This window comes from Bacillus sp. NPDC077027, assembly GCF_050269555.1.
Lineage (GTDB): Bacteria > Bacillota > Bacilli > Bacillales > Bacillaceae > Bacillus.
The window spans coordinates 314,791-327,568 of the sequence record NZ_JBNNIO010000002.1; the positions used below are offsets into that span (position 1 = coordinate 314,791).

Annotated in this window: 13 protein-coding genes; 2 read left to right on the forward strand and 11 right to left on the reverse strand. The window is 40.9% G+C overall.

All coding sequences use genetic code 11. The features are described 5' to 3' along the window. Nucleotides 1-13 precede the first annotated feature (13 nt). The 6 genes from ACQKEZ_RS07210 to ACQKEZ_RS07235 all read right to left on the reverse strand — a co-directional run bounded on the left by ACQKEZ_RS07210 (nucleotide 14) and on the right by ACQKEZ_RS07235 (nucleotide 6,532). A complete protein-coding gene (locus ACQKEZ_RS07210) occupies nucleotides 14-1,144 on the reverse strand; it encodes a glycosyltransferase family 1 protein (RefSeq protein ID WP_427299634.1) in 1,131 nt (376 codons plus the stop codon). Next, nucleotides 1,137-1,976 (reverse strand): glycosyltransferase, encoded by an 840-nt coding sequence (locus tag ACQKEZ_RS07215; protein ID WP_427299635.1) that lies wholly within the window; start codon nucleotides 1,974-1,976, stop codon nucleotides 1,137-1,139. Before ACQKEZ_RS07215 ends, ACQKEZ_RS07210 begins: the two co-directional genes overlap by 8 nt. After that, complete coding sequence (locus ACQKEZ_RS07220; protein WP_427299636.1) at nucleotides 1,969-3,117, reverse strand: glycosyltransferase family 4 protein; 1,149 nt, start codon at nucleotides 3,115-3,117, stop codon at nucleotides 1,969-1,971. Before ACQKEZ_RS07220 ends, ACQKEZ_RS07215 begins: the two co-directional genes overlap by 8 nt. Continuing rightward, nucleotides 3,083-4,951: a polysaccharide biosynthesis protein gene (locus tag ACQKEZ_RS07225; RefSeq protein WP_427299637.1), complete on the reverse strand. Its 1,869-nt coding sequence runs from the start codon at nucleotides 4,949-4,951 to the stop codon at nucleotides 3,083-3,085. Before ACQKEZ_RS07225 ends, ACQKEZ_RS07220 begins: the two co-directional genes overlap by 35 nt. 176 nt (nucleotides 4,952-5,127) lie before the next feature. Then, nucleotides 5,128-5,811 (reverse strand): CpsD/CapB family tyrosine-protein kinase, encoded by a 684-nt coding sequence (locus tag ACQKEZ_RS07230; RefSeq protein WP_427299638.1) that lies wholly within the window; start codon nucleotides 5,809-5,811, stop codon nucleotides 5,128-5,130. After that, entirely contained in the window at nucleotides 5,801-6,532 is a 732-nt protein-coding gene (locus ACQKEZ_RS07235; protein WP_427299639.1) for a YveK family protein, read from the reverse strand. Before ACQKEZ_RS07235 ends, ACQKEZ_RS07230 begins: the two co-directional genes overlap by 11 nt. A gap of 255 nt (nucleotides 6,533-6,787) precedes the next feature. Here ACQKEZ_RS07235 and slrR point away from each other — a divergent pair, with 255 nt between their 5' ends. After that, nucleotides 6,788-7,255 carry an HTH-type transcriptional regulator SlrR gene (gene slrR, locus ACQKEZ_RS07240; protein WP_427299640.1) on the forward strand — a complete coding sequence of 156 codons (468 nt, stop codon included), beginning with the start codon at nucleotides 6,788-6,790 and terminating at the stop codon, nucleotides 7,253-7,255. A gap of 92 nt (nucleotides 7,256-7,347) precedes the next feature. Here the strand turns inward: slrR and ACQKEZ_RS07245 are convergent, their stop codons facing one another. The 4 genes from ACQKEZ_RS07245 to ACQKEZ_RS07260 form a co-directional block, all read right to left on the reverse strand. Further along, entirely contained in the window at nucleotides 7,348-7,572 is a 225-nt protein-coding gene (locus ACQKEZ_RS07245; RefSeq protein WP_427299641.1) for a phage holin, read from the reverse strand. A 152-nt stretch (nucleotides 7,573-7,724) separates the two neighbouring features. Continuing rightward, nucleotides 7,725-8,633 (reverse strand): ABC transporter substrate-binding protein, encoded by a 909-nt coding sequence (locus ACQKEZ_RS07250; RefSeq protein WP_427300501.1) that lies wholly within the window; start codon nucleotides 8,631-8,633, stop codon nucleotides 7,725-7,727. Nucleotides 8,634-8,651: 18 nt separating this feature from the next. After that, nucleotides 8,652-9,653: a FecCD family ABC transporter permease gene (locus ACQKEZ_RS07255; RefSeq protein ID WP_427299642.1), complete on the reverse strand. Its 1,002-nt coding sequence runs from the start codon at nucleotides 9,651-9,653 to the stop codon at nucleotides 8,652-8,654. After that, nucleotides 9,650-10,702: a FecCD family ABC transporter permease gene (locus ACQKEZ_RS07260; protein ID WP_427299643.1), complete on the reverse strand. Its 1,053-nt coding sequence runs from the start codon at nucleotides 10,700-10,702 to the stop codon at nucleotides 9,650-9,652. Before ACQKEZ_RS07260 ends, ACQKEZ_RS07255 begins: the two co-directional genes overlap by 4 nt. Before the next feature lie 330 nt (nucleotides 10,703-11,032). On the opposite strand from ACQKEZ_RS07260, the gene ACQKEZ_RS07265 reads away from it, so the two are divergent. Then, the gene (locus ACQKEZ_RS07265; RefSeq protein WP_427299644.1) at nucleotides 11,033-12,445 is read left to right on the forward strand and encodes a polysaccharide deacetylase family protein; all 1,413 of its coding nucleotides are present in this window, start codon (nucleotides 11,033-11,035) and stop codon (nucleotides 12,443-12,445) included. A 46-nt stretch (nucleotides 12,446-12,491) separates the two neighbouring features. Here ACQKEZ_RS07265 and ACQKEZ_RS07270 read toward each other — a convergent pair whose 3' ends face one another. Beyond that, nucleotides 12,492-12,752: a metal-sensitive transcriptional regulator gene (locus ACQKEZ_RS07270; RefSeq protein WP_427299645.1), complete on the reverse strand. Its 261-nt coding sequence runs from the start codon at nucleotides 12,750-12,752 to the stop codon at nucleotides 12,492-12,494. Between the last annotated feature and the right edge of the window lie 26 nt (nucleotides 12,753-12,778).

Genomic DNA, 12,778 nt, shown 5'->3' on the forward strand with positions numbered 1-12,778 from the left:
TGCCTCTCATCCCTTACATTCCATATAAATTCATCACTCGAGTGACATTGCCTTTAACATCAAAGCCTTTATCCGCAAGTGCAGACATGATCAGTTCTCTCCTTGGCGGATCACTATGATACGCTTCGAGAATTTCCTTCATCCACAAATATTCTGATGCATTGAGCGATATTCGTTTGACAAGTCCGCACCCGATGTCCACTTCTTCTGTAATGTGATCCGATATGATACAAGGGAGTGCAGATGCCTGTGCTTCTACTAACACAAGAGGAAGTCCTTCAAACAAAGAGGGCATGACAAATACATCGAACGCTCTCATATACAGCGGAACTTCCTCCACCACACCGGTAAAAATCGTCTCTTCCTGAAGTCCTTCGCGCAGAACAACCTTTTCCATTTCTGATCTTAATGGTCCATCTCCAACGAGCACAAGTTGAAAGGAGACACCTTGTTTTTTTAACTGACGGGCAATGGCTAAAAGGAATGGATGATTTTTTTGTTCATGAAAACGTCCGATGTGCCCAATGATCATCCGATTTTCATTCAGGTTGAGCTGCTTTTTTACACGATCCTTCGATAGCTCTGATTGCTGATTGAAGATGTCAATATCAATCCCGTTTGGGAGTACTTCAACCCGCCCTTTGTCCATCTTCCTTTTGCCAAATAAAAAAACACCGGCTTCTTCACCACATGCACACAGTTGTGTAGAAAAGGATAAAATCAACTGACGTAACCCTTTAAGCATCAATGAATCTATCCAATTTTGATTCTTCTTCCATGCGGTATTATGTGAGTGACAAATCCGAATCGGAACACCAGCCAGTTTGGCAGCCAGTGCTGAGAAACCTGTTTGAAAATCAGTATGTGCATGTACCGCTTGATAAGGACCCGTTCGTTTGATTGTCTCACTAAGCTTTTTCACAAATGAGATAGGTGATGTTTGACCGATACTTGGCACATAGAAAATACGCCCGCCTAAATGTCTAATTTCATCATCATAATCACAGGAATCATAGCGATGTGACACAAAATCAAATTGGATTTTTGTTCGATCTAAAGCGCGATATAAATTCATAATCATGGTCTCTGCACCACCACGGTTCATGCCACCGACAATATGCAAAATACGTTTAGTCTCACTCATCCTGAATCGCTCTTCCTTTCAGAATGGTCCTGCCTAACTTCCTCTTATGATACATACTCATCACCTTTGGAGGCATCATTGACCGAATAATTGGTTTTAGGGCAAACATATAACAAATTGGACTTAGTTTTAGTCGCCAGCATGCTTTTATGACAAGTTCAGCATTATCAATGGAATAACGAAACTTCCGACGCATAAAGGCTGCTTCATCTTCTCTCACACGATATAAAGGCTCTTGCAAATTAAAGCCTCGCATTCCCGCTTCAAAAAAACGAATCCATAAATCAATATCCTCCATACGTCTCGTTGCTTTCACTGAGCGATAGCCATTAAGCTGACGGTAGGCAACCGCTCTCATCATGATCGTTGCATGGCAAAACGGTGTGCCTTTGGCAAGCACATGTTTTTGTGGCTCTGCTGTGATCGTACGGACACCTCTTGTTCCTGACTCATCAAATACGATCATTCCTGTCCCAACAACATCATACTCAGGGTGTGCCTGAAGAAAGTGAACCTGCTTTTCAAAACGGGTAGAAAGCGAGAGATCATCACCGTCTTGTCTAGCAATTAGTTCTCCTGTCGCTTCAGCTAAACAACGGTTAAGACTAGCTGCCAATCTCTGATTGTGCTTGTTTTGAATGAGTTTGATTTGCTTTGGAAAGGATGTGGCATATCTCAACATATGCTCATACGTGCCATCTGTTGATGCATCATCACAAATAATGAGTTCCCAATTTTCATAGGTTTGGTTCAAAATCGACTCAATGCTATCTGTTACGGTATCTTCGCAATTGTAGACACCCATAATCACTGACACTTTTGGCTTATGCATGATTGATCACCTTTTCTGTTTTCTTCATATGGTTTGTATAAATGTCTGCCATCTCTTCCACTGTTCGTTCCTTCGCAAATTGGAGGGCAATAGATCTTCCTGCTTTCCCCATCAAACCAAGGCAATTTCGGTCAAGATAAAGCTGATGCAAATAATGAGCAAGTGCATCCACGTCATGAGGCTCCACTAAAAAACCGTTCACACCATCTTTCACAAGCTCCTGATGGCCTCTGTTGTTTGTCGCAACAACTGGTTTTTCAGCTGACATTCCTTCAAGCAGATTCATGCCAAGCCCTTCTCTTAGGCTGGTCGAGACACATACATCACAAAGGTTCACCCATTCTTCAATATCTTTGCAAAAGCCGGCAAATTGTATGTTCTGTTCGATTCCAAGCGTTTGTACCAATTGTTCATAAGAGGTTCTACTTGTTCCTTCACCTGCAAAAACGACCTTTAAATGTGGAATATGAGGCTTGAGAAACGCACATGCTTTGATCAACATGCTTTGATTTTTATTCTGATTTAATTCACCTGTATAAAGCACAATAAACTCCTGCTCATTAAAACCATGCTTGAGGCGGAGCATTTGTTTTTGATCACCATTCACTGGAGCAAAGCGTTTTGTATCTACACCTACTCCATGTAAATGATGAACAGACGCTCGTCCGTTAGAAAGCTTCAATGCCCTCTTATAATCTTCCTCGTTGATGGTGATCAGGCAGTCCGTCGATGCCGCAAGCATTTTTTCTACTGGATAGTACAAAAGCCAGTTCTTGATTGGAGCACCACTGCAAAAATGAAAGCCATGAGCGGTGTATATGACCTGTGTACCTTTCTTACGTGTTTTTCTTGCTGCAAGTCGTGTGATGACACTTCCCATTGGCGTATGGCAATGAATGAGATCGTAATGATGTGATCTCAGCAATTGTTTCATCTGCACATAAGCTTTGCTGTTTTGCAGATGGAAGGGTGAGCGCTGAATAGGGAGTCGAAACGACTGATCAACATATGGCAGTTTTAGGTGGCCATTTGATGCAGTATGCACCTCCCAGCCTAGTTCTTTAAACCATTGAAAATAAGGAAGGTGAAAGGCTTTAAAATGGTAGTCAACCGTTGCGCAAAACAAGACTTTCCTCTGCATGCACTCTCTCCTCCCTCTGCGCATTGACCATCAAAGGATCTGTTGATTGGATCGCAGTAAACAAACATTCTCTTACACGCTGTTCGTCCATTTCAACAAAGTCTTGTATAAACCGATCTAGCACATTTTGATCACCATCTAATGCATGACCGATATGAATTTTAGGAAAGATTTGTTCTTGTGCTTTTTCATGCTGGTTCAGCAATTCCTCGTACATCTTTTCTCCGGGACGAATACCGGTATATGTAATTGGAATTTGGTCTGTTGTGTAGCCAGAGAGATGGATGAGATTTTCAGCGAGGTCGACAATCTTAACAGGTTCCCCCATATCAAGAACAAAGATTTGCCTGCCTTTTGCAAGTGCACCTGCTTGAATCACAAGGCGCGATGCTTCAGGAATCGTCATGAAATATCGAGTCATGGCAGGGTGTGTCACAGTGACTGGACCACCTTTTTCGATTTGCTTCTTAAAAATAGGGATGACGCTTCCCCTACTTCCTAATACATTGCCGAATCGCACAGCGACAAATTTCGTCTGACTTTCCCCTCCCATTTGCATGATCACCATTTCAGCAAATCGCTTTGTCGCTCCCATGATATTCGCTGGGTTTACTGCTTTATCAGATGAAATTAACACAAACGTTTCTACTCCATGTAAATCAGCTGCCTCCGCCACATTTTTCGTTCCAATGATATTATTCTTCACTGCTTCTTTTGGACTGATCTCCATTAATGGTACATGCTTATGTGCGGCTGCGTGGTACACCATATCCGGCCGAAATTGACCAACGATATCGATCATTTTTTGTTTATCTTGAATATCCGCAATTTGTGGATATAAGGCGATACTCTCTCCGTAAAGTTCTCTCAGTTCTAGTAAAATAGAATGAATGCTGTACTCCCCATGCCCTAAGAGGACAATTGCTTTTGGTTCAAACACACAAATTTGACGACAGATTTCAGATCCAATAGAGCCGCCTGCTCCTGTCACCAGTATCGTTTTGTCCTTCAAAGTGGCAGATAACTGGCTCGTATCCAATTGAATCGGTTCTCTCCCTAGCAAATCTTCAGGTTGTACATCCCTTAATTGATTAAGGGCATGTGTTCCTTTTAAAATTTGCTCCATCTCCGGCATAATCTGTGTTTTAACCCCTGTTGCGACACATTCCTTATACAAGCCTTTCAACATTCGGTTGCTTTTTGACGGGATGGCAATGATAATTTTTTGAATGTCCATCATCACAACGGCAGATTGTATTTTTTCTTTTCCGCCAAGTACAGGTAATCCCATGATTTCAAGCTTGTGCTTTGTTTTGTCATCATCAATAAAAGCAACCGGCTCAATGCTTACATCCTTCGATTGTTGCAACTGGCGAACAATTAAAGTGCCTGCCGATCCAGCGCCAATGATTAAAGCACGTTCCCTCTCCTCTTGCATTCGTTTTGCCCCAAATTGGAATAAACGGGATGCCATGCGGGATGCACCAATTAAAAGCACATGAAATAGCCAAACAATGAATAAAAACCGAAATGGTAGCGTTTGGACAAAAATAAGAAGCATAGACATCGAAAATAACATCGAGCAAATAAATGTCTTCATCAATGAAAACAATTCTCTCACTCCTGTATAAGCCCACACCTGCTTGTACACATGAAAAATGTGAGCAAAGAAATGGTGTCCCACTAAGAGACTTAACGAGGAAATGGTAAGCATTTCAAATGTATAAACAGTTAAAGCCGCCTCTTGCACAAATTGAAAACCAAAAAAGACTGCCACTAATATTAAATATGAATCTAGTGCGACGATGATTGATAATCTTTGGGCGTAAGTCAACGTTCCTCCCCCTCTTTCAAAAATAAATAACGGAAATTACTATGGGCATCGAACCCATCCTCACATCCCACCTTTGATGACGAGCATCTAAGGCACGCTACTAATAAAAAAGCTGCCCACAGCAGGACCGAGTACCTCCATTGTTATAGATTAGGAGACATCACCTTTAAACTGGTTTAATACATATATAATTTGCTCTTCTTCTGTTTTTTACCGTTTAACATTGCGCCAAGTAACTTTCCGGTCGTTCCTTCAAGTACTTCTTTCGATTTTTTGACCGCATCTACTTTTGTTTTACCGCTTAATACGACGAGAATACTGCCGTCTGTACGGTTCGCTAAGATTTGGCTATCCGCGACTGGCAGAAGTGGAGCAGAATCTACAATGACCATGTCATATAATTGTTCAACTTCATAAAACAGTTGCTTCATCACCAAAGATGACAGCAGTTCTGCTGGATTGGGCGGAATCGCCCCACTCGGCAGAAGCTCTAAATGCTCAACAGGTGTTTGTAAAATGGCATCCTCCAAACGACAATTGTTTAAAAGCACATTCGTCAAACCATTATGATTTTCCAATTCAAAGTATTGATGGACTGTCGGCTTACGCAAATCAGCATCCATCAGGAGCACTCTTTTTTTTTGTTGGGCAAACACAGCGGCTAAATTGGCGGCAGTAAACGACTTCCCTTCCTTTGGTAAGGAAGACGTGACCAAAATGGACTTCACCCTTGTCTGGATAGAAGTAAATTCAATATTTGTACGAATGGTACGGAATTGCTCTGCAATGACAGAATGGGGATTCAGTACAGAAATACAAGATAAATCACGTTTATTTCGTTTCTTCCTCTTAAATATCAAGGTTCTGTCCCCCTGTAATCACGGACTGCTTTCCTTTTCCAGACCTCCTGTCTGTTTGCATCATGTAGACACTACCAAGTGACGGCAATCCGATCTCTTCTCTGATTTGATGTGTTCGTTTTACAGTATCATCGAGCAAATTCATTAAGAAAATAAATGTAACCCCCCCTAATAAAGAAGCCCCTAGTGCCATCACAACATTGATAAATTGTCTTGAATTGATAAGGATTGTATTCGCAATTTTCGCTTCAGACAAAACATGAATACGATCCATATTCATCGTTTTTTTAATTTCTTCTTGCAGCACTTCTGTTGCAGTATTTGCAATGGAAACAGCAAGTGCTCGGTCTTCATCCTGCACAGAAATATTTATGACTTCCGACTCATTTTCTGTACTTGTGGCAATTTTGTGTTTTAAGCCTTCAGAGGACTCAGCGAGCTGCAGTTTTTCTTTTACTTTTTCAATCACAAGTGGACTCTTAAGCATGACTTGAAAGGTACGTGTATATTGAAGGTTCATCTGAATATCGTTTAAATTTGTTTGTGCATCATTGCTTCGTTTATGAACGAGAATTTGTGTCGATGCTTGATATACAGGAGTCGAGACATAAAACTGATAGTAGGCTGAAATGCCCGTTACGATGAGGGCAATCAAGATCAGAAGTGCCATTTTCTCTTTTATGACAGAAAACAGCTGCTTAAAACCTATATTCTCATTCATAGATACCTCCCGATCCCAACATAAAAAGGTTATATATGGTTTCTTTTTGTTAATGATTGGATTATAAAAGATAATACCCGCAAAGAAAAATGTCATAATAGGTCTTATAGTTCTTTTTAAAGAACAATATCGTTCGTTTTCTTTTGTTTACTTCCTGTTTCTTACGTTTTTGAATTTTATAAAGAACATTTTATTCCTTATAATGAACAAAAGATGCAGAATCATTCGTTGGGGAGAAGGGAGATCATATATAGAATGATTGGAAAGGTGATACGTATTTATCGAAAGAGAAAAGGGTATTCAATTAATCAGCTGGCAGAAGATGCAAAGGTCTCTAAGTCCTATCTGAGTAAGATTGAGCGGGGTGTGCATCAGAATCCCTCTGTCCAGTTTTTAAGAAAGGTATCCTCTACTCTTGAAGTCGATTTGCAGGAATTGTTTGATGCAGAGACCATGATGCTGAATCAAACAGATGGCGATCATGAGTGGCGGCAACACCTTGTGAATGCCGTCCAATCTGGCATGCCTAAAGAAGAACTTTATCAGCTCTTACAGACATTCCGAAAGGAACAAGAAGAGAAAACGTTAGCAACGATGAATCGAAAGCTAACAGACTCCAATATAACGGAGTGGAAGCAACTCATGTTTGAAGCAAAAGCAATCGGATTATCCGTTGACGAAGTCAGGGCCTTTCTCACAAACATGGGACAACACAGAACGTAATCAGTCAGGAAGTAAGAACAAGCGGGTAGAGCAGTCCTAGTGCTGTTCAAACATGAAAAAGAGCCTTTTTGCAAAAAAGGCTCTTTTTTCTCTTATTCTGCTTTCTTTGTACGTGCTTTTTTTGTAATATCATTGTTTTTCCAATACGCCCATAAAGACGTAATGCCTAGAAAGGCTAATGTAATGAATTGTTGAACGCCTTCTTCATTGACCGGAATAGGACTATTACCAGCTGCGGTAAGACCGCTGTTGATAAGTGCTAGAAGAAGTAAGACGAGCCTTGTAATGGTTCCTGCACTAATTTTTTGTATCTCCATCAGAACATCTTCCCCTTTCCATTTCACCTTTTTTGAAACGGCATGTCACTGCTCGTTCACTCTCATATGTATGCAATTCCATGTTCATTAGAAGACATATCATAAAAAGAAGCATCATCCCAGTTCTTTTGGAATGATGCCATTGTTTTAGATTATTTAGAGAACATGTCTTTCGCTTCATCCATAGCCATTTTATTTCCTAATGCTGAATAATCAAGCCAAGGTTGATCAGCAATTTTGTAGACATGGTTGTTTTTCACTGCCTTTAGACCTTTCCAGATCGGTGTTTGCTCTAATTGCTTGTACGCATTTTGCGCTTTGTCATCACGATTGACAACGACAAATATTGCATCCGCATCAAAATCTGGGAGAACTTCTTGAGAAATGACTTCAAATGGCTGATTGCTATCAATTTGTTTCACACCGTTTGCAGGAGCTAGTCCTAGATCATCAAATAAAATCGGCCCCATTGGACGTTTTGTGCTGAAAACGCGAAGTTCTTTTGCTGTGACACGAATTGCCATCACTTTTCCATTCCCGATTTTCTTTTGAATGAGTGATTTGACTTCTTTGGCTTCCTGATCATAATCTTTTATATATGCGTCTGCTTCTTTTTCTTTCTCCACTAGCTTAGCGATTTTTTTCAAGTGATCACGCCATGTTCCATCATTCAAATTAAATACTTCCGTTTTTGCAATCTTTTTGTATTTAGACAGGTCTTGTCCTGCTAACTCTTCATCTAAATAAATCACATCAGGTTTTAAGGCAAGCAGGGATTCCATATCTGGATCAGCTGCAATCCCCAGTTTTTTCGTATTCTTCAGCTGTTCTTTTGCATGTGGAAGGAAATCTTTCAATTCTCCACCAACAACCGAACCAGCAGGTGTGATACCAAGTGCCAACAAATCATTTGTCAAATGAATGGATAATGAAGCGATTTTCGGTGTACCGTCCTTTGTTTCTTTATCTTGACTTGCAGATTCATTCGTATCTTGTCGCCCACACGCTGCAAGGATAAGCAAGCAGATGGTCATACCAAGTATGATTAATTTTTTCATGATGTTTTCCTCTTTCTTTGTTTATTTCGTTTTTGATAACAAATATAAAAAATAAGGTGCACCTATAAAGGCAACAACAATCCCAGCAGGAACAGCATTCGGTTCAAAAATGGACCTACCCACTGTATCAGCCGTCACTAAAATGAAGAGACCGATGAGTCCACTGACAGGCAAGAAATGCTGATGCAACGATCCAACAAGCCGTCTAGCCAGATGGGGAGCAACAAGTCCAATAAAGCCAATACCACCTGCCATTGAAACACTCGCACTAGATAAACCAACAGCTAGAGCGAGTAGAAGCAGCCGTTTTCTTTGAACACTCACACCCACACTAGAAGCAACTGTATCTCCAAGGGTAAGCGCATTTAATGTGTTTGACTGCATGATGGATAATGGGACAAGGAGCACAATCCACGGAAGGAGTGCCACCACATGAACCCAATCTCTTCCCCAGACGTTCCCAACAAGCCACCTTGATGCAAATGTGTATGTATCTTCATCAAGCTTCAAAGACAGAAACAATGTCATCGCACTAAAACCGGCAGCAACCGCAATGCCCACGAGAATGAGCCGAATCGGGATCAGGCCATGTGACTGATCATATGCAAGCAAAACAATCACTGTTGCCGCTAAGAGACCACCGCCAAAGGTAAACAACGGGATCAGGAGGGAGGGATTCCCCTCCATTGCATGAAAATAGGTCACATAAATCGTCAAACCAAACGCAGCACCTGCATTTAAACCAATAATTCCTGGATCAGCCAACGGATTACGAGATAAGCTTTGCAAAATACCGCCAGCAACCCCTAATCCTATTCCGGCTAGGATCGTAATGACAATGCGGGGAAGTCGATAATCAAACAGAACCGTTTCACTTTGAAAGTCCCCAAAGCCAAACAACGTTTTCATCACCATTAGCGGACTGAGTTTGAGTGTTCCAGTATTTAAGCTGTAAAGCACCACTGCCGCACTCAAAAAGAGTAAAACAGCCGTTACAAATAGGGCACGCTTTTTCTCCTTCACGACAGATTCCTCCCCTCTTTTCTAGCAATATACAGAAAGAAAGGAACACCAACGAGAGCAACCATTACCCCAATTGCAAGCTCTCGAGGCGGGCTAACAGTACGTGCAGCTAAATCAGCTAACACGAGTAGCATTGCCCCTAAAATGGAGGACATCGGAATGATCAATCGATAGTTCACACCTACCAGCTTACGCGCAATATGAGGAATCACTAATCCGACAAAACCAATCGATCCAACGGCTGAAACAGATACACCAGCCAAAATGACAGCTGCTGTCATGCCTAGTATTCTCGTTTGCTTCGTTTTCACTCCTAAATTTGCCGCTACGTCTTCACCAAGCGATATCAGCGACAAAGAACGACCTAATAATACAGCCCATGCCATCACACTCAAGATGATTGGGACTAGTACCTGTAAATGGGACCACTTCACACCTGCGACTCCGCCAGCGTACCAAAAGGCAAGGTCTTGACTAAGATTAAAGTAAATGGCAATGCCAGAGCTAAGCGAATGTAATAATGCTGCTACAACAGCACCTGCAATAGTCAGGCGCATCGGTGTCAGCGCCCTGCCTGCTGCACCAATTGCGAAAATAAGGACAGTGCTGAATACAGCACCCAAAAACGAGAAAAACATTAATGCCGAATAAGGAATAGCTGGGAAAAAAGCAAAACAAAGGGCAACGACAAACATCGCTCCACCATTAATACCTAATATCCCTGCATCCGCTAACGGATTTCTCGTTACTCCCTGCATTAAAGCACCTGCTACTGCAAAAGCTGCACCCACGAGTGCTGCGCCTAACACGCGCGGCAACCGTAGTTCATGGATAATCTGTTGCTCGGTCACATCTGGATGATAATCAAACACAGCTGTCCACACCGTTTGAAGGGATAGCGACTTCGCCCCATGTGAAATAGCAAAAAACATCGCCACTAATAAACAAGCAGCCGCTCCCATAAATAGTAAAACTAATAAAACGTTTGATGATCGCTTTTGATGAACTGCTCGTTTATCCTGCACTATCGAAGTCATCCTTTTCTTCATTAAAAATCAATATGAAAATGAGAATCATAATCAACAAAATTATAGCCGTCAGCAATTGAAAAATCAATGAACTGAACGTTTTCTAACTATTCAACCTACCTCATCCCCCCTCAATAAAATTCCAAGTGATTCCTCTACTTGGAGGTAGCTCCCTTCTTCACAAAGTTCTTGTCAATCAAAAGCGATAGATAAGAAGGAAAATAGTTGACAATCCTCATGAACATCACATAAAATTACAAAAGTGAGTCAATTATTATATTTATATTACAAATAGATTTCAACAAATATATATAAAGAGAATGACCCGTCATGAGAGGAGAACTGAAAATTTTGTCACTAAAAGGAAAATGGAGCATCATTCTACTTGTACTTGCCATTACTGCAGGAACGATCGGCTTCTATCAAAATCAGCAAGCAAGTGGAACAGAGCAAAAAAAGGTGGAACAGGACGCCACATACAGAAATGTCGAAATCGTCACCCTTGTGAACGACGGGAAATTTATGAGATATGCGGTCAACTATCCTCTTTTTCATCAGAACCAACTAGATCAGGAGATTAAAAGCTACGCTGATACAGCACTTGATCGTTTCAAAACAACCTTTAGCCGTGCTAAGGACATTGATGAAGAAAAGCGATTCGAGTTAAATATTGATTATGAAATCACGCATTACGCAAAGCAATCGGTAGCGATTACCTTTACGGAATATGAATACACTGGCGGACGAAAAGGAACAATTCATCAGCAGACGATGAATTTTGATTTAATGAAAAAAGCATTTATTTCAACAAAAGATTTGTTTCAACCGAAGAAACACTATTTAGATAAACTGTCCTATATTACATATGAAGAATTAAAAAAAGACAAGACACTCTCAAAAGATAAGCGTCTACTGAAAAAGGGTACAGCCCCAATTGATGAAAACTTCAGCCACTTCGCTTTGAAAGAAAACTATGTCGAATTTTATTTTGCTCCCTCTCAGCTTGCATCGGAGAAACTTGGTCCTCAATCATTAGCCATTAAAAAAGAGCTATTAAAGGATATAATGAAGCCGGCATATATCGACAAAGCCAAAAATGAAAACAAAATGAAAGAGTCCATCTCGAAAAGACAAGCCGTGGAGATACCAAAAAAATCAAAGCTCAATCCTCATCAAAAGGCTATTGCACTCACATTTGATGATGGTCCAAATCCAGCCACAACGTCAAAAATTCTTAAAGCATTAAAAAAGCATAAAGGCCATGCCACATTTTTTGTTTTAGGAAGCAGGGTGCAATATTACCCTGACATGCTAAAACAAATCTTGAAGGATGGAAATGAAATTGGAAACCACTCTTTCAATCATCCTTTAATGACACGCCTTCCCTTAAAACAGGCAGTGAAACAAGTAGAAGATACCCAGGAAATCATTGAAAAAGCAAGCGGCCATAAGCCGACTCTTTTCAGACCGCCTTATGGGGGGACGAACAAACAAATTGAACAAGCGTTGAAAATGGATATTTCACTTTGGGATGTAGACCCTGAGGATTGGAAAGTCCGCAACCGCCAACAGATCGTCAATCATGTACTAGCGCATGCCGCAGATGGAAAAACGATCCTGATGCATGATATTTATGACACATCAGCAGATGCAGCTGTGACAATTATTGATAAGCTCACCAAACAAGGCTATCAGCTTGTGACTGTCACTGAACTGGAACAATTAAAAAAAGAGCGTATGAAAAAAGCCCCAACCGAATCATAATCGGCAGGGGCTTTTTGACAGCATATATTAAGAAAGACCTTGTCATTTAACGGCTTTTCACTAGGAGCTCAACAGCTTCTTTGACAAAATCATCTGCTTTCTCCCCATTTTCTTGTGCTTCCTTTACACATTCTACTAAATTTTCACTGACGATTAATCCGATTGTACGATCAATCCCTGTTCTAGTAGCTGATAGTTGTGTGACTACATCCTTACAATGCTTGCCATCTTCCATCATTCTTAAAATGCCGCGTATTTGCCCTTCAATTCGCTTTAAGCGATTTTTCATTTGGTCATTGTATTCCACATTGGTCAGCCCCTTTCACGATGAAA